The sequence below is a fragment of the Rubritalea marina DSM 17716 genome, from assembly GCF_000378105.1.
GTDB lineage: Bacteria > Verrucomicrobiota > Verrucomicrobiia > Verrucomicrobiales > Akkermansiaceae > Rubritalea > Rubritalea marina.
On record NZ_KB899249.1, the window covers coordinates 128,690 to 150,170 of the forward strand.

Sequence of the window (21,481 nt, forward strand, 5' to 3'; positions counted from 1 at the left end):
CGAAACAATTCTTTTTTCAACCCTAAAACTAACCTAATCTAATCAATACAATGAAAACCCCAATTCTCTTATTATCAATGGCTGGGCTAGCTCTAGCTGAAGCTCCTCGTGATGGATCAGTGCTGCCATTCCCACCTGAGGCAATGGCTGGAGTTACTGAGGAACGACTCCAAGATTCAACCATGAAGTGGCCCAAATTCCCCGAACGCTTGCCAGAGGATGCGCCCAACATAGTCTTCATCATGTTAGACGACGTTGGCTATGGTCTCTCTGAAGTGTTTGGCGGGGAAATCAAGACCCCAGCGTTTGCGAAGTTGGCCGAAGAAGGAATCATCTACAATGCGTTTCATACAACATCCATTTGTTCTCCGACACGGGCCGCGACATTGACTGGCCGAAATCACACGCGAGTGGGGTCTGGCACGATTGCCGAACGGGCAGTGGCATTTGATGGCTACACGGGAATTATTCCTAAGTCTTCAGCGACGATTCCTGAAATCTTGAAACATTATGGTTACCATACGGCGGCTTTCGGGAAGTGGCATAATACCCCCGCAGTAGAGGCCACATCGATTGGGCCTAAAGACCGTTGGCCGATTGGTTATGGGTTCGAGCGATTCTATGGATTCTTGGGTGGCGAGACATCGCAGTGGGAGCCTCGTTTGACAGACGATTCGATCTTTGTAGAGCCACCTGAGCATGACCCTACCTATCACTTCTCAGTGGATATGAAGGATAAGGCTCTCCAATGGGTCGATGACCGTCAGGCCTTTGCTCCAGACAAACCATTCTTTATTTGGTTCACACCAGGTGGCGCCCATGGACCGCATCACGTGTTCCCTGAATGGGCGGATAAGTACAAAGGAAAGTTTGACGACGGATGGGATGCGTACCGTAAACGCGTGCATCAACGTCAGTTGGAGCTAGGAATAATCCCTGAGGGTACTCAGCTTACCGAACGTGATGAAACTCTAGTCGGCTGGGATAGTATTCCCGAAGAACAGAAAGTATTCCAGACGCGACTCATGGAGGTCTTTGCTGGGTATGTTGAGCATACGGACTACCAGGTGGGCGAGCTGCTGAATGGACTCGAGCAACGGGGGCTGAAGGAAAACACTCTCGTGTTCTACTTATTTGGTGATAACGGCTCTTCTGCCGAAGGTCAAAATGGTTCTATCAGCGAGTTGTTAGCGCAAAATAATATTCCAAACACAGTTGAGCAACAAATGGCGGCGTTGGAATCGATCGGTGGGATCGAAGTTTTGGGAGGCCCAAAGACTGACAACATGTACCACGCTGGATGGGCTTGGGCTGGATCGACTCCTTTCAAAGGCACCAAGCTATTAGGCTCGTATTTTGGCGGAACTCGGAACCCAATGGTGGTTTCTTGGCCTGCGAAAATCAAAGCTGATGGAGTGGTGCGCCAACAATTTACCCATTGTGTGGATATTGCGCCGACAATTTATGACATTCTTGAGATCAAGCACCCTGAGGAAGTGAATGGGCTGCAGCAAGACCCGATGGATGGAGTCAGTTTTGCCTCGAGCTTTGCGACAGCGGATGCTGATACGGGCAAGTCAGTCCAGTTCTTTGACAACAACGGTAGCCGAGCGATTTACAAAGATGGATGGATGGCCTGTACATTTGGACCATTCATTCCATGGAATACACCGGCATCCGTATCACGTGTTGAGAATTGGGATTCCGCAACAGATGAATGGGAGCTCTACAATTTGAATGAAGATTTCTCGCAGGCGAATAACCTCGCGAAAAAACATCCAAAGAAGCTAGAGCAACTGAAAGCTGAATTCACAGCCCTGGCAAAAGACAATAAAGATTTTCCAATTGGCGCGGGGAACTGGTTGCGCTTGCATCCGGCTGATCGGGTGAAGACTGATTACACCGAGTGGGATTTCACGCAGAACACGCGTCGCATGCCCGAGTTTGCTGCACCGGGTATTGGGCGTGAGAGCAATCAAGTATCGATGGAGATTGAGGTTTCGGATGAGGCCTCTGGTGTGCTCTATGCGGTTGGTGGTGCTGGTGGTGGGCTTGCTCTCTACATGGACCAGGGACATTTGGTCTATGAATACAATATGTTCATTATCGAGCGCTACATCCAGAAGAGTAGTGAGCCACTGAAGGCTGGAGAATACACCATCACGATCGACACTGAGATCACTGCGCCAGGCAAGTCCGGCGAAGTGTCAGTGAAAGTCGATGGGAAGGAAGTGCTCAATGTTGCACTCAAGCAATCGGTGCCTGTTGCATTCACAGCGACTGAATCCTTTGATGTAGGTATTGATTTAGGCTCTCCGATATCTGTGCACTACGCCGAGCGTCGACCATTCGCCTTTAATGGCAAGATTAAGCGTATGCACGTCGCCCTAACACCAATTCACAAATGAAGTTTACGATCTTTAGCATCACCTTATTGGCTGCTGGTCTGCTATTCGGCCAAAGTGGTGAACCCGCAGTAAGCTCCGATGCTCTGGGCGGGCAATCGTTAGGCCAAGCAGCGAGTGATCCCACGGCTTCTTTGATGAATGTTCAGTTAGGGGTCTGGAGTACGGTAAATTACCACAATCTTCCCAACGAGAGTTCGCACACATTGAATGTGCGCTCCGCAGTGCCATTTCAGTTAGGTGGTACCAATCACATCATGCGTGTCACCGTGCCAGTGTTGTTGGATGGTGGGCTTACGTCTTCAGGTCTATCTGATATCACTGTGTTTGACCTGATGGTGTTCGATCAATCTTGGGGCAGGTGGGGCCTGGGTCCAGTGGCATTGCTTCCGACTGGAGGTGAGACGCGTGGGTCGGAAAATTGGGGACTTGGTCCAGCCATCGGCTTCACGGCCAAGACCGATAAATTACTTGCTGGCTTGTTTAATCAGAATGTCTTTTCAGTGCATCGAGAGGGAGCTAGGCAAGCGGTCAACGTGAGTATTATACAACCGATTGTGAGCTACTCATTACCAAAGCATTGGTCGCTCGGAGCATCAGAAATGAACATCACCTACGATTGGGAGAATGACCGCTGGAAGTCACTACCGATCGGCGTGAAACTTGCCAAGCTGCTGCATTTTGGCGAAGTACCTTGCCAGGTAAACCTACAGTACGAACACGACTTCGCCGACGATGAGTTGGGTGCTCCTGAGGACATCATTCGCCTGACGTTCAAGTTTTTGTTTCCGAAGTGATCGAAACATCAGGAAAGAATCCACTAGTGGCCAGTATCTAGCGGATCCTAAAAAAGGTGGTGATTTTTTTGTATAATCGTGAGTGGTGCGCACAGTACCTTTAGGCGAGTATTGAATAATTTATGAAATTGAAAATATATTTGAAGCATATTGCCTATCTAGTCAGCGCTACTATCATTGGAACGGCCACGCTATCTGCAGCGGATAGTCGGCCAAATGTGGTGGTGATTCTAAGTGACGACCAATCATGGGCGGACTATGGATTTATGGGGCATCCTGAGATCCAGACGCCGCACTTAGATCAGTTAGCTGATGAGAGTTTAGTCTTTGAACACGGCTATGTGGCTTCGCCATTGTGTCGACCTTCACTGGCATCGATTGTGACTGGGCGTCAGGTATTCGAGCATGGAATTACTGGGAATGATGTCAGATTGGCGAAGAAGCGAGATATCTTGGATCGCCCGATGCGCGAGAAGTTTCACCAGCTTCCTAGCTTTGTGAAATCACTGCGTGAGGCTGGGTACATTTCACATCAATCGGGCAAGTGGTGGGAGGGAAGCTATCAAGATGGTGGTTTCACCTACGGAATGACTCATGCGGATCCAGAGCGGGGCGGTCGACACGGCGATGATGGTCTCAAGATCGGCCGTGAGGGGATGGAGCCGATTCGTGACTTCGTGGATCAGGCAGTGGAGGAACAGAAGCCCTTCTTAGTATGGTATGCACCATTCTTACCTCACACCCCGCACAACCCGCCGAAGCGTCTATTGGATAAGTATTCGAAGCCTGGTAGAGAGGAAGATGTGGCAAAGTATTATGCCATGTGTGATTGGTTCGATGAAACATGTGGCGAGCTTGTACAGATTCTCGAGGACAAAGAAGTGCGAGACAACACGATCATTCTCTATATCTGTGACAACGGCTGGTTGCCCAAGTCGATGAATCAGGATGACCCGAATCAAAAGCTATGGCGTGGCGACTTTGCGCAACGCACCAAGACATCACCCTTTGAAAATGGGATTCGAACACCCATCATGGTATCCTGGCCTGGCCATGTGAAGCCGGAGCGTTCCCCTGACTTGGCGCATGCGATTGACCTGTATCCTACAATCGCAGCGGCTGCAGGTTTTGAGGCTCCTAAAGAGCTCAAAGGCATCAATCTGATGGATGCTCAAGCACGTGCTGAGCGTGATATTGTCTTCGGTTGCGCCCACGCGAGCCACAACATTGATACCGAGCAAAGCCACAACACGCTGCAGTATCTGTGGGCGGTGGAAGGTGATTGGAAGCTCATCATGCGCTTCCAAGGTGAGGATCTCACGATCTACAAGGTGCTACACACCTGGGATAAAGAGCCATTCAGACTCTACAACATCAAGAGTGACCCACACGAAAAGAACAATCTCGCCAATGAGCATCCTGAAAAGGTGGAAGCATTGCGCAAGAAAATTGAAGCTTGGTACCCAGCTCAAGGCTAGGGACCAAGCCAAAATGTTGGATTAGATTTGGTCCAGGCTGATGGACGACTTAGTGTCGATCAGTGCTGGGCCTTTTTCTTTGAACACGAGGAAGTGCGGTGTGGTTTTGTGGGCATCGAGGCACTCGGCATTTTCCCATTCTTCGATGATGTAGATTGAACCAGTATTGGCTGAGTTAGCGTAGGCGTCGTACTTCACGCAGCCGTTTTCGGCACGTGATGGCTCGACGAGTGATTGAACGAGTTCGAGAAGCTCGGCTTCTTTGCCTGCGACTGCTTGCACTTGGATTAACTTACGGATCATAATCCTTGGGATGGTATGGATGCAGGCCAAACTGACAAGCCCTCATCGTTGGATTTTTGCTACGAAGCGGGAGGCTCACCAAAAAATATGCTTACAAACGAAAGATACTTGGTGCTTGGGCGGGTAGGTATTCTTTAGGACCTTGATCAACATGTTGATTCTGGAGTCCCCAAATAATCCAAAGACCATTGCCCATGAAACCGTTCCACCATCATTCCGCTACGATCATAGCCGCTTTCAGTACTTGCGCACTAGCCCAGGCTGAACCTGAGCCACTCAAAGCTCTACTCATTGCAGGTGGCTGTTGTCACGACTACCAGGCTCAACAGAAAATTCTCTCTGAAGGGATCTCGTCTCGAGCCAACATCCGCGTGGATGTGATTTGGACCAAGGAAGGTGGCCACAATCCAGAGTTCCTAATTTTCAAAGATCCTGATTGGGCAAAAGACTATGATGTGATCATTCATGATGAATGCGCAGCTCTGAAGAAGGATGAGACAGAGCTGAAGAATATCCTTAATGCGCACAAGACCGTACCTGCTGTGCATTTACATTGCGCGATGCATTCCTTTCGTGGTTCGGAGAACGATTGGGCCAAGCACCTTGGTGTGAAATCCGACCGCCACGGCCCACATGTGCCGATCACCGTGGAGATCGTGAATCCTGAGCACCCAATCACAAAGCCACTCAAAGGCTGGGTGAGTGAAAAGGACGAACTCTACAACAATGTGGATATCTACGGAGCAGACCCTCTGGCACTGGGGACCCAGACATACCGAGGCAAGGATGGAAAGGAAGTCACCGACTCCGCCCTGGTAGCCTGGACTAACACGAAGTTTGGAGCCCCATCATTTTCGACATCATTGGGGCACTTCAACCACAATGTGGAAGATCCACGCTATCTTGAGCTCGTCACACGTGGAGCTCTCTGGGTTTGTGGCAAGCTAGACAATCAAGCCTACCATCAAGCATACACAGGTGAGAATTCAGTGCTTGAGATAGAAGAGAAACATTACAATCAAAAGCCAAAGCCGAATAAAAAACAGCCTGCGAAGTAACTCTCTCAACGTAGGTTTCCTTAAATAAAAAATGCTCTCAGCCAATCATGACTGGGAGCATTGGTGATTTTTAGAGGCTGAAGCCGTCTAGCTTTCCTTGGCGTCTTCCATTGGCACGTCGATGCGCGCTACTGAGTAGCTTGGATCGTCTGGTAGCACCTCGATGTCGATGAGGGATCCCGCACGCTTGAGGATGCTTCGGCAATCCGCAGATAGGTGGCGTAAGCGAAGATTTTTACCGACTTTGCGGTATCGTTCGGACATCGCGTGGATCGCCTCGATGCCTGAGTAGTCGCTGATGCGCGCATTTTGGAAGTCGATGACGATGTTTTCGTTGTCGCTTTTTGCTTGAAAATGGTCCGCGAAGTCACTGACTGAGGCAAAGTAGATCATCCCTTCAACGGCATACACTTTTTCTTCTGGTGTGTCTTTTAGAACCTGCACATGGACATGTTGTGAGCTTTTCACTGCGAAGACGAGTGCTGAGAGCAAGATCCCGACGAGCACGCCAATAGCGAGGTTGTGCGTCACCACCGTGACGACTGTGACCACCGCAATCACAAGAATGTCCGCATTGGGGACTTTACCGAATGTCTTGAAGGTCGACCACTCAAAGGTGGCAATCACGATCATGAACATCACGCCCACGAGTGCCGCAATCGGAATGTTGAGGATCAATGGAGAGGCAAATAGTACGAAAACTGCTAAGGATAAAGCTCCAACAATTCCTGAAGTCCGGCCGCGACCGCCTGACTTCATATTGAGCAATGATTGACCAATCGTAGCACAGCCACCCATGCCGCCGAAGAAGCCTGAGGCGATATTGGCCGTACCCTGGGCAAGGCATTCACGGTTTGACTTGCCTCTGCTCTCGGTAATCTCATCGATGAGCTGTAAGGTTAACAAGGACTCGATCAAACCTACCAAGGCGATACTGATTGAGATTGGGAGAATAGCGCTCCAGAATGCCCAGTCCCATGTGATGCCTGAGAGGTCTGCTGGATTCGGAAAGGTCGTGGGTATAGTTGAGGAACCTGTGCGCTCCATCAACACGTCACCCACAGTGCGGCCATCAATACCCGGAATAAAATAAGCAGCTAAGCCAACACCCGCGATCGCAATCAACGAGGGAGGCACTGCCTTGGTGAGCTTGGGCAAGTACACGATAATCCCCATCGTGACCAATATGAGGCCGATCATCATGAATAAAGGGGTGCCTGAAATCCAATTGTCATTACCATCCATGAAGAAAGTGAATTGACCGATTGCAATCATGATGGCCAGACCATTCACAAAGCCCATCATGACTGGATGGGGGACCAGGCGAATCAAGCGCCCCATCTTCATCACTCCAAGGAGCGCCTGTATCACACCAGCCAAGATCAAGGATACAAAAAGATACTTGTACGCCATCGCCTCGCCGCCAGCGGCTTCACCTAACTGGAATGCTTTTGCTGCGACGGTGGCAATCGCACCCGTGGCACCGCAAATCATACCTGGGCGGCCACCAAAAGCCGCTGTGATGAAGCCTACAAAAACTGCAGACCAAATGCCTACGTCTGGTCGTACGCCAGCAATGAACGAGAAAGCAATCGCTTCAGGAACGAGTACCAAGGAAACGGTAAGGCCAGAGAGGAAATCATTCTTCAGTGAACCTCGCTTCTTTTTAAATTTAAACATGTGATCAGTCAGGTAGTTATGTGCTGACCTAATAGGAAATCACCCGCTGAGCAACACCGAACTCAGAATCGCCTTAAAAAGTTCTGACTGCAGAGGCTCAATCCATCCATGCATTCGTACGAACTTCTCCAAAAATCATCTTGCACATTCAATGAGCAAGCGGTAACTAACTCCCGCTGGCTGGCTACAGTCGGCCTTCACACATTGTGCTCCTATAGCTCAGCTGGATAGAGCAACGGATTTCTAATCCGTAGGTCACAGGTTCGAATCCTGTTGGGAGTACCATGTTGAAACCCACTCCAAGTGGTTATGTTTTGGAGAGGTAAGCTGTGATGAGGATCAGGAAATACAGCGTCCGCCATTCACACAAACTGTCTGGCCTGTGATAAATGAGGCTTCCTCACTTGCTAGCCAAGCAACGGTACTTGCGATATCCTCGGCCTTGCCCCAGCGACCCACGGGGATCGTTTGTTCGTAAGCATCGAGTTCATCTTGAGGCCACCCTTCGTGCCTTTCAGTTAGAATCCAACCTGGGGAAATGATATTCACGGTAATGCCTGAGGAGGCTAGCTCAGATGCCATGCTGTATGACCATCCTTTTTGGCCACCTTTGGCGGCGACATAGGCACTGAAATTTCCGACAGCAGTTTCGAAGACCTCACTGCCAAGATTGATAATTCTCCCCCAACCGCTGCGTTTCATTCCTCCAATAATGGCTTGGGTGAGTAGGAAGGGACTCTTAATAAAGAAATCAACCATGCTTTGGTATTCATCCCAGCTGTATTCCTCAATGGGTTTCTGGAGCTGCGGGCCAGTGGCATTGGGGACAAGGATTTGGATCACATTGCCAGCGTCCTTCTCAATCGCATCCACCATAGTTTTGATAGATTCCGCATCGGTAACGTCTGCCTGATACAGCCCACCCTTTAAACCTTCGGATTTGAGGAGCTCCAGCGCTTTTTCTCCGCGCGCTTGATTGCCTGCATAATTCAGAGCGACATAGGCGCCACAGCGTCCGAGTTGAAGTGCGATTTCCAAGCCTAAGCCCGTCGAACTACCGGTCACCAGGGCGACTTTATTCTCTAAATTTACTTTCATGATCAAATGATTACGTGGGTCTAACTAATATGTTTTCAGGTTTGAGTGACTTCTTTCTACATTTTATGAAATTCGCTCACAATCAAAGGTGTATTTTTTCAATGCTGCTACCTTGCAGAGATGGCCAAGTAGTGCGGACATCTTCATTTTTCTATCGGTGGCCTAAAGATGCTGGGATGCTAGGAGCTGGATGTTAGAACGGTTCACCTAGGATCCACTGTTGGATGGTGGGCTGGTGTGCGGTGAGGTTGCCTGTGACGCGGTATGTTGAGTGGATAATGGCCTTCGCTTCTGCGGGTGATTCGTTGACCACGCAGAAGGGGGGACGAGCGGAGGCATGGAAGAACTGCGGTGGGGTCATGCCATCGTGGACGAGGAATCCGACGTGCTTGTCTAGTCCGACGATGTAGATCCCGGGCTCTTTATCTTGGAAGTCTAGGTAGAAGGTATCTGAGGTGATGCCTGAGGTGATATGGATGTTTTGATGGGGGACAAATGTGGTGAGGATACTCTGTGAGGGTTGCTGCGCGAGCTTGATGCGCGAGAGTTGGAAGCCTAGGTCGCGGAGGACGGTGCAGACGTAATAGCCGCAAGCGATTTTGCCATTACCGGGTGTTTCGCTCATGCCATTGTAATCCCAGCTGGTGCCGATCCAGGTGGCCATCATGCTAGGGGCGGCGGATTCTAGGAGTGCGCGAGCTTGCTTGAGGATTTGTTGTTTTTCTTCTTCGTGGGTGCTGGCATTGAATTGCTCGGCAAGACGTTTGCGGCGGATGGCTATGTCTTCGACCAACTCGGCATGGAGCTGTGGGTCGGCGAGGTGGCGCATCGATTTGGCGTGGAGGCGATCGAGCTTGAGGTCGCCGCTGAAGAGCCAGAAGGTGAGACCCAGGGTGCAGAAGCTACAGAGCACAAAAAAGACGAGCAGTTCGGCGCTGATACGGCGCGCGGGCTGGCTCGTCTCTTGTTCGGGCTCCATGGTTGAGCGCGTTGGAATTACTTGTTCGGTAGGATCTCTACTTCATAACCATCGGGGTCGGTTACGAATGCCATTTGGCGGTTGGCGGGGTCGGCAAATTTCTCGCGCCAATTTCCTGGCCAGATTTCGATACCATCATTTTCGAGTTTATCGCAATAGGCGATGACGTCGTCGACACCGACGCAGGTGTGCATGAGGTCTTCTGGGAATTCGACCTTGAACTCTGGAGAATAGCAAAGTTCGAAGAAATGGTCGGAGCCGGGGATTTCGAGGAAGGCGAGTTTATTGCCTTGCGGTGAGTCTTTGCGGTCTTTGAGTTCGAAGCCTAGTTTCTGGTAGAAGGCAATGGTATTGTCGAGGTCGCTGACGCGCACGCGGGTATGAAGGAATTTGAGCATAGGAGTGGTATGTTTGAGTTAGTTGGGGTTTGGACGGAGCTTATTCGATTTCGTGGTCTTCGAGGACGCGGTAGGTTTCACGGTTTTTGCGGATGTAGTATGGCTCACCTGATTCATCGGGTTGCCAGTCATGGTCGAGGCCAAAGTCGATGATCGGGACGATCCATTTGAGGTTGAAGAGTTTCGGGACTTGGGCGACGAGGATTTGGCCACCTTCGATTTCATTGAAGGCAATGCGGACTTCGGTGCCTTTGGCGGTGGAATAGGCGCGCCAGCGGTACTGGACGTCGTCGAGGGTGATGACTTTACTGCCTTTTCGTGGAAGATTCACTATTTAGGATGTTTGTTATGGAATGAAAAATTAGACTGAGACGGCTGCTTTGATGTGTGGTTCTGCCACGTAGTCTCGGAGTTCGAAGTCCTCGAAGGTGAAGGCGTCGATGTCGGTGATCGCAGGGTTGATCCACATGGTGGGGAGCTTGTGTGGGCTGCGGGTGAGCTGGAGGCGCGCTTGGTCTAGGTGGTTTTTGTAGAGGTGGAGGTCGCCGAAGCTATGGACGAAGTCGCGTGCTTCGTAGCCGAGCACTTGAGCAATCATCATGGTGAAGAGTGCGTAGGAGGCAATGTTGAATGGCACGCCAAGGAAGAGGTCGGCGCTGCGCTGGTAGAGCTGGCATGAGAGTCCGGGTTTGCCGCCCTCAGTGGTGGGTTCGTGCACGTAGAATTGGAAGAGTAGGTGGCAGGGTGGGAGTGCCATTTCATCGACTTTCCCGACATTCCATGCGGAGACGAGGTGGCGGCGCGAGTGTGGGTTGTGCTTGAGATCGTGGATGAGACGAGCGATTTGGTCGATGGTGGAGCCATCGTCCTTTGCCCAAGAACGCCATTGTTGGCCGTAGACTGGGCCGAGGTCTCCATTTTCATCTGCCCATTCGTCCCAGATGCGGACGCCATTTTCTTTGAGGTAGGCGATGTTTGTGTCGCCTTTGAGGAACCAGAGTAGCTCGTGGATGATTGAGCGGAGGTGCAGCTTTTTGGTGGTGAGGCATGGGAAGCCTTGGCGTAGGTCGTAGCGGCTTTGACGTCCGAATACCGAGAGGGTGCCGGTGCCGGTGCGGTCGTGGCGCTCTTCACCATGATCCAGGACATCTTGCAAGAGGTTGAGGTATTGCTGCATGAGTCGTAGTGTGGGCAAATTCCGTGAGGCTGAAAAGCTCTAACTTGCTGAGATTCCGATCCACGAGATTAGATCCAATGGCGCAATTGGTTCTCAGCTAGTTGGGCAAATTTGAGGATGAGTGAGGTCCAATGTTCGGCGTAGGCACTGAAGGTGAGTCCGCCAGGGATGAGGCAAAGTAGGGTCACGAGGAGCAAAACATTGGCCATGTAGATGATGACGAGGGAAAAGAAGGTGCCATTTTCTTTGAGGTCAGGTTGGTCGCGCGGGATCATCCATAGCGTCCAAGTGAGGTGGAAGGTCCAGGATCCTCCTAGGACTGCGTAGAGTGCGAATTCGTGGTAAGGGATGGTCCAAAATTGTTGGATCATGGCGGAAATACCAATGAGGATGAAGGACCAGAATGGGATGAAGTATGGTGAGAGTGCGATGAGGATGTTGGTTTTATTGGTCATCACGTAGCCCCCGTCTAGGCTGACATTGAAGCCTGAAATCTTGCCCCCGCAGAGGAATATGAAGAAGACGTGGGTGAGTTCGTGCCCCAGCACATAGAGGTAGAGGAAGAAGTTTTTGAGCAGGCCGGACCAGAACCAAACGACCATCAGGCCGCAGCCGACGGCGAAGCAGAGGAATGGAAGAGAGGTCAGGGTGTGTCGCCAGAAGTGCCCTTGTTCGGGGTGTTCGGTAATGGTGAAGATCGCCAGTGTGCTGATAGAGGCTGGGAGCAAGAGCAACAGCGCAATCAGGCTGCGTAGAATGAGTTGTTTCGTCGGAAGCTGGTATTCATCGCTAGCTTCTTCTTCGGCGTAGGTTTCGGCAATCGCGGCGTGAATTGAGCGCGAGGTACGATAGTTTGGTAGCCGTTGGTTCGCCCGGTAATGGGCGCGTTGGTTTGCCTGTTCGATGGATTCCCAGAGGCTCAGCCGCTCGCGACCTGGTGCTGGGCGATGGCGCCTAGCGGGTCTGGGTCGGTTGTGTCTGGGACGACGGGCGGGCATACTTGTAGTTAGAGGAAAAAGTTCGGAAGGATAAAGTAAAAAGTGCAAAGTAGGTGAGCTTGTCTTTAGCGGTTTTCGCTTTCGGGGTCTGGGATGTGGGTGAAGGAGATGCGCATGGGGGCAGCGGAGCGGCCTTCTTGTTCGCTACCTAGAAAGATGGATTGTGCTCCGTGTTTGGCGCGGATGGAGTCGAGGGCCTTGTTGATGTTTTGTCTGGCGGGGTTTTGCTGAGAGAAGAGCGAGGGGGTGTAGTTGCTTTGCTCGAGGAGTTGCGTGAGGGTGACGCTGACATGGAGCAGCTGAGCTTGGTGCTGTGGGCGTTTCTTCCACAAGTTGCGCACGCAATGGGCGAAGTGGAGTGAGTCGTTGGAGTGTTCGAAGCGAATTTCTGCGCCCCAGCTGCCAAACTGCAGGTATTTTAGGTGCAGGTGAATGCAGCCAGAGAGGTAGCCTTCTTTGCGCAGGCGGATGCTGGCTTTTTGGGTGAGTTTGTGCACGACGGCGAGCGCTTTGTCTGGTGCGCGGTTTTCTGGGGGGAGCACATGGCTGTGGCCGATGCTGCTGCGTTGGCTTTTTTGCTCGGGTAGGACCACGCCGTGGAGGTTCATCCAGAAGCGTTCGCCCTCGATTCCGCCCCAGACGCTGGCCATTTGCTGGCGTGTGAGCTGGCAGAGTTGTGCTACTGTGTGGATTCCGCGAGCGTGGAGTCTGAGTTCCATTTGTCTGCCAATGCCGGTGAGGTCTGAGAGACCGAGCGGGTGGAGTGCTTCGGGGACTTGTTGAGCTTCGAGGATCAGGAAGCCGTTGGGCTTGTCCATTTTTGAAGCCATTTTTGCGAGCCAGCGATTGCAAGAGACTCCAATGGTACAGGTGATGAAGGGGCTGACGCGGCGATGAATCGCCTGCTTGATGTTCTCGCCAATGTGTTGCAATTGCTGAGGGTCTCGCAGGTTGTATGGGAGCCAACACCAGAGCTCGTCGATCGATAGCACCGCCTCGACGTGGATTGCGGACTCGATTGCTTCGACCAGACGGTGGTGGTATTGGACGTAGAGCTCCGGGCGTGCGGGTACGATTTGAATCTCGGGACAGAGCTGGCGAGCTTCACGGATCATGGTGCCGGTTTTGACTCCAAAATGTTTTGCTTCGTAGCTAGCTGCAATGCAGCAGGAGCTCTCAGCCATGACGGGGGCGATGCCGATTGGTTTGCCTCGAAGCTGCGGCTGTAGGTGTTGTTCTACAGAGGCAAAATAAGAGTCAAAATCGAGAAATAAGGCTGTTAGCTCTACTGGATCCACAGAGGTAAAGTGTGTTCATTTGAACAATCTGTCAATCGAGTAGTTGAAAAGAATCAGTTGTTGTGATTCTGGTTTGGGTGGGGTGAGCTAGGGGGCTGGGTGCTTGAGGAGCTCCTGGGCTAGCTTGTATCCGGATGTTTCTGCGACACTGTCTTTGGCGGTGAGGAAGTGTTGTTTGATGGTTTTTTTTGAACGTGCGCAGAGGTAGTGAATGGTGTGGAGTGGGTGCTTAGCGTCTTGGTCAATGAGTGCCTGGGTGCGGGCGATGGCGCAGGTCATGGCGAAGAGCTCGGTAGCGATATCAACAAAGGCGCCGAGGAGGATCTGGCGTTTTTCTAGGGCTGGTCCATTGAGAGCCATGGCGTGGAACATGCATCGGGCAAGTTTCTGCGAGGTTTTGTGCACCGTGTTGAGGTGTTGTGCCAATGCAGGCGAGATGTTCTTTGGCAGGTTGGCTGGGATTGGTAGCCAGCGGGCTGGGTACCAGAGGCTGTAGAAGGTGCCGGCTTTGGCCGCGGCGATGGCGCGTTGGCTCATGGGAAGTCGGCTATCGATGGCTGCGGCACCACGGCGGAGGTGTGGGTCGAGTGCTTCTCTGGCGATGAAGAGCTTCATGATTTCACTAGAGCCTTCGAAGATGGTGTTGATCCGGCAGTCGCGGAGCATGCGTTCGATCGGGTCTGGTGTTTCGCCACGGTTTTTGAGTGAGTCGGCGGTTTCGTAGCCACGTCCACCTTTGAGTTGCATGGTTTGGTCCACACTGCGCCAAGCGGCCTCGGTTCCCCAGAGTTTGGCCATAGCAGCCTCGATGCGGATGTCGGCTTTTTTGTCGTTATCGACGAGTGCTGAGACGTACTGTACCATGGATTCGGTGGCAAATTGATCGGCCCGGATGTCGGCAATTTTTTGTGCGATGGCGGCGTGTTTGCCGATATTGGAGCCCCATTGTTCGCGCTCGCGAGCCCAGCGTAGCGAGATGTCGAGACAGCATTGCATGGCGCCGGAGCAAGCGGCGGGCAGCGTGAGGCGGCCCGTGTTGAGGGTGGTGAGTGCGACCTTGAGACCTTTGCCGACTTGATGCACCACGTGGTCTTTAGGAATTTTGACATTGGTGAAACGTACGACGCCATTGTAGAGAGCTCTGAGTCCCATGAAGTGGCAGCGGGTAACGATTTCCACACCTTCCCAGCTGGTGTCTACGATGAAGGCGGTGGATGCGTATGGTTTTTCTGGGGTGGCAGTTTTGGCCATGACCACGATGTGTGATGCTTTGAGCCCATTGGTACACCAGAGTTTTTCACCATTGAGAGTGTAGTGTTCACCGTCTTGGTCGAGGGTGGCTTCTGTGCTCATTTTGGCGGGATCGGAGCCTACATTTTGCTCGGTGAGGGCGAAGGCTGAGACTTGGCCGTTGGCAAAGTAAGGGAGGAATTTTTGCTTTTGTTCCTCGGTACCGAAGACGATGAGTGGCTGGGGCATGCCAATGGATTGGTGAGCTGAAAGTAGTGCTGTGAGGTTGCCGCAATGGGCGCCTAGTAGCTTGGCGGCTCGGGAGTAATTTGACTGGGACAGGCCGAGTCCTCCATAGGGTTTCGGTATTTTGATTCCGAAGGCTCCGAGATCGGCTAGGCCCTGGAAGACGGAGTCAGGGATTTCTCCGTCGCGATCGATGGCATCGGGGTCGGTGTGTTGTTCTAGAAATTGGGCGAGTTTGCTGAGGAAGGCGTCTCCAGCTTCTTTGTCTTTTTGGCTTTGTTGGGGGAAGGGAAAGAGTCTAGAAAAGTCTGCTTGTCCCATGAAGAGTGCACCAGCGAAGCCTGAGATTTCTCTGGTGTCGCGTGAGTCTTCTGCCATTTCGAGCGCGGCGCGTTGGCCTTCGCTCATGTTGGATGTGTCGATGAGTGCGTTGTCTGGCATGTTGATTGATTAGCTTGGGGTTGTTGCGTGTGTGAGCGGGCCACCGCGGAATGGTGGGTAGCCGGTGCCCATGACCATGGCGAAGTCGATATCGGCGGCTGACTCCGCGATGCCTTCATTGAGACAGCGCTGCGCTTCATTGCTCATGAGGGCGGCGAGCTCGTCTTGGATTTTTTGTTTGGAGCTCAAAGGAGAAGTGCCAGGTTGGATTTCTGTGTTGGCTTGGATTTTTCCAGTTCGGTAATGGTAGAATCCCGAACCAGATTTCTTCCCGAGAAGCCCTTTGTCGTGCATGGTGGTGAGGATCTTTGGGACGCGCATGCGGTCGGGGTAGGCAGTGGCGAGGGTGGTGGCTACGTGAACGGCGACATCGATGCCGACGGTATCGATGAGGCGCAGCGGCCCCATCGGCATGCCAAAGTCTAGCATGGCTTCATCGATGAGCTCTGGTGCGTGCCCTTCCTCGAAGAGTTCACCTGCGCGTACGAGATATGGGAGGAGGATGCGGTTGACTACGAAGCCGGGTGAGTCGTTGACCACCACGGGGAATTTTCCCAGCTTCTGCACGAAGCAGAGTGCAGTGTTGAGTGTGGCATCATCAGTATGTTTTGTTTTGACAATTTCGACCAATGGCATCCGTGAGACGGGGTTGAAAAAGTGGATGCCGATCAAGCGTTTCGGGTTCTTGATAGAGTCTGCTAGTTGGGTGACGGGAAGGGCTGAAGTGTTGGTGGCGAGGATGGTGTCATCTCCTGCTTGTGTTTCTAGCTTAGTGAAGATCTTTTGTTTGAGTTCGAAGTTTTCTGTGGCTGCTTCAATGATGAGCTGGTAGCGACGCAGTGAGACCTGCTCAGTGGTGGCGGTGATGCGGTCGAAGCAATGTGCCGCGTCGACTTGGCTGGTGCGTCGCGATTTGACTTCGGAGGTGATGAGTTTTTCGATGTTAGCCATGCCTTTGGCTAGGGCCTCCTCGCTGACGTCTTTGAGAAGTGTGGGGCCATGTTTCTTCGCAATCCAATGGGCGATGCCGGATCCCATGATGCCGGCGCCGATGACTGAGCTGCGTTCGATTTTAAGTGGGGCGGCGTTGCCAATGCGGAGTTTGCGGTGGCGCTCGGTGGCGAAGTAGAGTTGGATTAGGTTTTTCGCTTTTATCCCTTGAGCTAGGTCGATGATGGCGCGACGTTCTTGGTCGAAGCTTTCTTGTTTGGTGCTGAGTACGCCTTTGCAGGCGACGTCGAGTGCTCGGAGGAGGGCGGGGTAATGGCCGCGTGTTTTTTGGTAGAGTGACTTCGAAGCCTGTGACTTGATGAAATGTAGGGAGAGGATATTATGCTGCGCAGCGAAGATGCGATGGCGGCGTTTGGGCTTCTTGGTGAAGCGATGGGCTTGTTGGTTTAATTGCTCAGGAAAGCAGACGCTGTCGATCAAGCCGCGTTTTTTTGCGACCTTGCTAGGGAGTAGGGTGCCGCCGAGGATGAGTGGGAGTGCGGCGCTCAAGCCGATGAGCTCAGGAAGTCTGGTGGTGCCACCCCAGGCTGGCAAGATGCCTAGCTTGGTTTCTGGTAGCCCGAGTTTGGTGCTCGGGGCATTGGTGGCGATGCGGTAGTCGCAGGCGAGGGCTAGCTCGTAGCCTCCGCCTACGCAGGCGCCGTGAATGGCGGCAATGGTGGTGATGTGGAGTTGTTCGATCTTTCTGAAGACCCGCTGACCTAAGCGAATGATATGGTCTAATTCTTTCTCTGAAGCGTCTGCTAGCACATTAAGATCGGCACCGGCGATGAAGATGTTGGGCTTTGCTGATACGATGATCAGGGCGTTGAGCATGGGCGATTTTTTGAGTCCATCGATAATGCTTTCCAGTTCTAACAGCACCTCTTCGTTGAAAGTGTTAGCAGATGTATGGGCACGGTCAAAGGTGAGGGTGGCGATGTATTGGTCTGATGTGAGCTTGAAGTGCATGTTAGCTGAGCCTTTCTATCCAGAGTGCAGCTCCCTGGCCGCCTCCGATACAGAGGGTGGTGAGTGCGTGTTGTTTGTTGTTGGCTTTGAGTTGGTCGAGGGCGCTGAGCACCAAGCGGGCACCAGTGGCTCCGACTGGGTGACCAAGCGCAATGGATCCGCCTCGGGGGTTGAGTCGATCGAGTGGGAATTCGGAGCAGAGGGGGCGTTCGAGGCCGAAGCGTTTTGAGAGCGAGTTTGATTCAGCGACTTTGGCGCAGGCGAGCACCTGGCTAGCGAAGGCTTCATTGAGCTCGATGAGGTCAGCTTGTTCGAGTTGAAGTCCCGTGTCTTTGAAGAGTTTTTCCATGGCGAAGAGGGGGCCAAGTCCCATACGTTTGGGGTCGAGGCCAGCGTAGGAATAGGCCCTGAGCCGTCCAATGGGTTCTAGCCCGATTTGTTGGGCTGAGGCAGATCCAACGAGCAGAACGGCGGCTCCGTCGGTGATTTGAGAGCTGTTTCCGGCGGTGACGGTGCCAGCACGGCGGTCAAATACTGGGCGGAGTTTGGCAAGCTTTTCCATGCTGGAGTCGGAGCGGATACCATTGTCGCGGTGGATACTTTTACCGTGGTGGTAGATTGGTGAAATCTCAGACTGTAGTGCATCGGCAGCGGCGTGAGCCTTGAGGTGCGAGTGCATGGCAAAGTGGTCTTGTTGCTCGCGGGTGATTTCGCATTCACGTGCTAAGAGCTCGGCGGTTTCACCCATGTTGAGTCCAGTGTAGGGGTCGGTGAGGCCTAGCTTGAGTCCGATGATGGGCGAGAAGTCCCGTGGTCGAAAGCTGAGAGCGGCTTGTAATTTGGTGAATGGGGTCTTGGCGCGCTGCAGGCTGGCGAACTTTTGGATCGCGCTGCTGCGGTAGAGGAAGGGGCAATGGGACATGCTCTCAGTACCGCCAATGATAAAGAGTGAGCCTTTATTGGCGCTCATGCGTTCGTAGGCGGTGGTGATGGACTCCATGCCACTGGCACAGTTGCGATGTACCGTGGAGGCGACCGTTTCTTCGCTGAGGCCCGCACGCAGTGAGACGACTCGGGCGATGTTGGCTGCGTGTGCAGGTTGTGAAACACAGCCTAGGATGACTTCATCGATACAGTTTGGGTCGATGTCCGCTTGGTTGATGAGCGAGTTGATGGCATATTTGCCGAGTTCGACTGCGTCGAGCGCTGCGAGCTGCGAACCCATTTTGGTGAAGGCGGTTCTGGTGGTTTTATAAAAATACAGCATGGTTTGTTAGCGTCTGTTAGCTTGGTCTGTTATCAACGATCTTGATTTCTTTGAGTTCCTTTCCGACTCCGTGGAGATGGAGCATCTCTTGCCAGCTATGGAATTGGATCGTGTTTGGGGTGATTTCGGTTTGATCGCGAAAGGTGCGCGTGACTTCGGCGCTGAGTGCGGCATGGTCGTCGGTGTTGCTGACGAGGTGGATGTGGACTTCGTCAAGTGCGAGTGGGTCATCGTTTTCTTTTCTAAGTTCGATCTGCCAGGCTCCGACTCCTTGAGTATCTTCAAGAAGGTGTTCGAGGGCATTGAGGTCGATGAGTGAGCCTTTCACCTTATTGATGTTGAGGCGTTTGATGTCGGAGACTCGGGAGATTTTTCCAATCAATCGAGGGCTGGTTCTGCCACAATGTGGGCAGGGGGCGTGGCTGATGCCTCCTTCGATTAGGTCGCCGGTACGATAGCGAAGTACCGTGGTTCCTCGGCTGTTGAGGGGGGTGAAGACGATCTCGCCAGGCTCTCTGTCTGGTACGGGGGTGCCGGACTCGGGATCGACGACTTCGACAATCGCAAGGTCTGGATACAAGTGGTAGCCACTGGGCTCATGGCCCTCGGGGGTGACGCATTCGCTGAAGGCGAGCTTTGCTTCAGTGAATCCATAGGTGGAGACGATGTCTACATGCCTGGCTCCAACCTTGGCACAAAGTTCGCGCAGCTTGCGACGCATGCCGAGTGGGACTTTTTCACCACCGAGTACGATCTTGTTGAGCTGCGGCCATTGCATCTTTTCTTCGATGGCGTGCTGGAGCAGGTGGTACATGAAGGTCGGCATGGCGATGATGCCGTTTGCATTGATTTTACTGAGCATCTGGGCATTTCCGTGGGTGCCCATGACCTTGCCACCTCCGGTGTGGAGGACGAAGCAGTTGTTGCCTAAAGAGGCGTACCAGGCTTGCCAGAAGGCGAGATGTGGAGCGAAGGGGAAGGCGTTAATGATCTTGGCATCTGAGTTGGTATTGGAGAGTTGCATTAGGCGCAGCCCTCCAGCCTCGAGATTGGCCAAGTCTTGTTTGGTATAGAGGAAGGGGACTGGCTGGGCTGAACGGCCAGTGGTGGAGGTGAGGTGGATCGGGCGGAACTCTTGTTCGAAGTATTGCGTGAGCTTACTTGGGCCGTGTCGGAGTAATTTCCACCACGATGCAGGCTGACGCATGAGTGATGACTTGTCCGGGATCAGGACGAAATCTTTCGGGTTTTCTAAGGTGGACTTTGAGGTGAAGGGCAGTTTGGCGAGGTCTTCAATGCTATGGAAGTCGTCGGCACTTAGCTTGTTTTCTTGAAACAGTTGGCTGTAGTATTTGGAAAATGGCAGCACGCGGTACTTGAGAAAGCGATGCAGCAGCATCCCTTGCTTTTCGCGTATCGTGTCTGTGCTAGCGTGTTGCCACCACGAGTTGGTTGGGGCGTGAATCATGGGGTGTTTCGGGGATGGGGGTGAGGAGTTGTTGTACTCTGGGGAGCGCTTTCAATGCCTCTTCGCGACCAATGCGAATGAATTCTTCGTATTGATGATAGGCGTGCCAGTCAGCGTGTTCGGCCACGGGGTAGATGGCGACACTGGCGCGCAGACAGGCATCGTGTGCTAGGCGTATTTGCGAAGCTCTGAGGGCACGGCGAAGGTTGTCTACCATGTTGCCAGGTGCTCCAGGGTTGATACTGGCGAGGGCTTTTTGCCACCAACTTTGAGCTTCGGATTGATCGTCTTCGCGGATGGTCAAGGTGGCGGTGTCGTGGGTATCGATATCCTGTAGGCGGGGCACGGTGCTAATTGCGATGACATGGTCGACATCGGTGAATTTTTTTAGAGCACCTACGGGAACGGGATCGACGACGCCACCGTCGGTGCAGCGAACTCCATCGAGCTCGACAGGGACGATGATTCCCGGCATGGCACAGGAGGCGTGAACTGCATCGACTAGCTTGCCTCTGCGGAAGACGATGCGTTCGTAGGTGTCGAGGTTCGCTGAGATAACGAGTAATTTACGTTGGAGGTCTTCAAAGTGTTGATCACCGATAGAGCGGGCGAGGTGTGCTTTGACTTTATTCCCGTAGAAGAGGCCCTTGAGGGGAGGCATGACTGGGTCTGCGAGGCGCTTCATGGTGAGTGGGTCTTGCATTTCTTCTGCTAATTCACGCATGGCTGCGGCATTGTGGCCAGTGGCCCAGAGTGCGCCGACGTAGGCGCCCATACTGGATCCAGCAATTGCGTGGATCGGAATGTTGTGTTCTTCAAAGACTTCTAACACGCCGATGTGAGCGAGGGATTTGGCGCCACCTGATGATAGAGCGAGGCCGATTTTGGGCATGCGTGTGGACGGAGCGCTGTGGTGTTTCTCATCGGAATTCCTCCAGGGTGTTAGCTTTTTGAGCAACTTGATTAATTGTTGCTTGCTAGATGAAGAGTTTGTCGAGATGGGTTCCATAAAGATATATAGTGAAAAGAAATGGCCAATACACACTATAATGCTGATGAGTCATTGGTGCAAGGTGTTTCGAACTCGTTCTGTTTGAACGTTTCGAGTGGGTTGTTTTTGTCGGTTGTGGATGTTAATGATAACTGGAAATATTTAGTTAGATAGGCGTGTGAGTTTTAATTTGTTGATATGTTAGTG

At 52.5% G+C, this 21,481-nt stretch carries 18 protein-coding genes and 1 tRNA gene; 5 read left to right on the forward strand and 14 right to left on the reverse strand.

The window, feature by feature from the left end:
* The first annotated feature begins 77 nt into the window (after positions 1 to 77).
* The 3 genes from F454_RS13975 (at position 78) to F454_RS0103315 (ending at position 4,680) form a co-directional block, all read left to right on the forward strand.
* Positions 78 to 2,408, forward strand: coding sequence for a sulfatase family protein (locus F454_RS13975; protein ID WP_018969199.1), 2,331 nt, complete (start codon positions 78 to 80; stop codon positions 2,406 to 2,408).
* On the forward strand, positions 2,405 to 3,202 hold the full coding sequence (locus F454_RS0103310) for a hypothetical protein (RefSeq protein WP_018969200.1): 798 nt from the start codon (positions 2,405 to 2,407) through the stop codon (positions 3,200 to 3,202). The genes F454_RS13975 and F454_RS0103310 overlap by 4 nt, the downstream gene beginning before the upstream one ends.
* 122 nt (positions 3,203 to 3,324) lie before the next feature.
* On the forward strand, positions 3,325 to 4,680 hold the full coding sequence (locus F454_RS0103315) for a sulfatase family protein (protein WP_018969201.1): 1,356 nt from the start codon (positions 3,325 to 3,327) through the stop codon (positions 4,678 to 4,680).
* Between the two features lie 21 nt (positions 4,681 to 4,701).
* On the opposite strand, the gene F454_RS0103320 is transcribed toward F454_RS0103315, so the two are convergent.
* Complete coding sequence (locus F454_RS0103320; RefSeq protein WP_018969202.1) at positions 4,702 to 4,983, reverse strand: putative quinol monooxygenase; 282 nt, start codon at positions 4,981 to 4,983, stop codon at positions 4,702 to 4,704.
* A gap of 194 nt (positions 4,984 to 5,177) precedes the next feature.
* Between F454_RS0103320 and F454_RS13980 the strand changes: the two genes are divergently transcribed.
* Positions 5,178 to 6,041 carry a ThuA domain-containing protein gene (locus F454_RS13980; RefSeq protein ID WP_018969203.1) on the forward strand — a complete coding sequence of 288 codons (864 nt, stop codon included), beginning with the start codon at positions 5,178 to 5,180 and terminating at the stop codon, positions 6,039 to 6,041.
* 87 nt (positions 6,042 to 6,128) lie between these two features.
* On the opposite strand, the gene F454_RS0103330 is transcribed toward F454_RS13980, so the two are convergent.
* Positions 6,129 to 7,721 (reverse strand): SulP family inorganic anion transporter, encoded by a 1,593-nt coding sequence (locus F454_RS0103330; RefSeq protein ID WP_018969204.1) that lies wholly within the window; start codon positions 7,719 to 7,721, stop codon positions 6,129 to 6,131.
* A gap of 208 nt (positions 7,722 to 7,929) precedes the next feature.
* Between F454_RS0103330 and F454_RS0103335 the strand changes: the two genes are divergently transcribed.
* Positions 7,930 to 8,006: transfer RNA gene (locus tag F454_RS0103335), tRNA-Arg, on the forward strand.
* Positions 8,007 to 8,060: 54 nt separating this feature from the next.
* Here the strand turns inward: F454_RS0103335 and F454_RS0103340 are convergent.
* The 12 genes from F454_RS0103340 to F454_RS15500 all read right to left on the reverse strand — a co-directional run bounded on the left by F454_RS0103340 (position 8,061) and on the right by F454_RS15500 (position 21,292).
* Positions 8,061 to 8,819, reverse strand: coding sequence for an SDR family NAD(P)-dependent oxidoreductase (locus tag F454_RS0103340; protein ID WP_018969205.1), 759 nt, complete (start codon positions 8,817 to 8,819; stop codon positions 8,061 to 8,063).
* 193 nt (positions 8,820 to 9,012) lie between these two features.
* On the reverse strand, positions 9,013 to 9,798 hold the full coding sequence (locus tag F454_RS15495; protein ID WP_018969206.1) for a hypothetical protein: 786 nt from the start codon (positions 9,796 to 9,798) through the stop codon (positions 9,013 to 9,015).
* Positions 9,799 to 9,815: 17 nt separating this feature from the next.
* Positions 9,816 to 10,196: a VOC family protein gene (locus F454_RS0103350; RefSeq protein ID WP_018969207.1), complete on the reverse strand. Its 381-nt coding sequence runs from the start codon at positions 10,194 to 10,196 to the stop codon at positions 9,816 to 9,818.
* Positions 10,197 to 10,236: 40 nt separating this feature from the next.
* The gene (locus F454_RS0103355; RefSeq protein WP_018969208.1) at positions 10,237 to 10,527 is read right to left on the reverse strand and encodes a hypothetical protein; all 291 of its coding nucleotides are present in this window, start codon (positions 10,525 to 10,527) and stop codon (positions 10,237 to 10,239) included.
* Between the two features lie 30 nt (positions 10,528 to 10,557).
* Positions 10,558 to 11,373: a thymidylate synthase gene (locus F454_RS0103360; protein ID WP_018969209.1), complete on the reverse strand. Its 816-nt coding sequence runs from the start codon at positions 11,371 to 11,373 to the stop codon at positions 10,558 to 10,560.
* 68 nt (positions 11,374 to 11,441) lie between these two features.
* Positions 11,442 to 12,371, reverse strand: a complete 930-nt coding sequence (locus tag F454_RS0103365; RefSeq protein ID WP_018969210.1) for a hypothetical protein — start codon at positions 12,369 to 12,371, stop codon at positions 11,442 to 11,444.
* Between the two features lie 65 nt (positions 12,372 to 12,436).
* Positions 12,437 to 13,669 carry a DNA polymerase Y family protein gene (locus tag F454_RS0103370; RefSeq protein WP_018969211.1) on the reverse strand — a complete coding sequence of 411 codons (1,233 nt, stop codon included), beginning with the start codon at positions 13,667 to 13,669 and terminating at the stop codon, positions 12,437 to 12,439.
* Between the two features lie 87 nt (positions 13,670 to 13,756).
* Entirely contained in the window at positions 13,757 to 15,586 is a 1,830-nt protein-coding gene (locus F454_RS0103375) for an acyl-CoA dehydrogenase family protein (protein WP_018969212.1), read from the reverse strand.
* 9 nt (positions 15,587 to 15,595) lie between these two features.
* Complete coding sequence (locus F454_RS13990; RefSeq protein ID WP_018969213.1) at positions 15,596 to 17,548, reverse strand: 3-hydroxyacyl-CoA dehydrogenase NAD-binding domain-containing protein; 1,953 nt, start codon at positions 17,546 to 17,548, stop codon at positions 15,596 to 15,598.
* 1 nt (position 17,549) lies between these two features.
* Complete coding sequence (locus F454_RS0103385; RefSeq protein WP_018969214.1) at positions 17,550 to 18,815, reverse strand: thiolase family protein; 1,266 nt, start codon at positions 18,813 to 18,815, stop codon at positions 17,550 to 17,552.
* 16 nt (positions 18,816 to 18,831) lie between these two features.
* Positions 18,832 to 20,283: a phenylacetate--CoA ligase family protein gene (locus F454_RS0103390; RefSeq protein ID WP_156817111.1), complete on the reverse strand. Its 1,452-nt coding sequence runs from the start codon at positions 20,281 to 20,283 to the stop codon at positions 18,832 to 18,834.
* On the reverse strand, positions 20,243 to 21,292 hold the full coding sequence (locus F454_RS15500) for a patatin-like phospholipase family protein (protein ID WP_018969216.1): 1,050 nt from the start codon (positions 21,290 to 21,292) through the stop codon (positions 20,243 to 20,245). Before F454_RS15500 ends, F454_RS0103390 begins: the two co-directional genes overlap by 41 nt.
* Positions 21,293 to 21,481 lie beyond the last annotated feature (189 nt).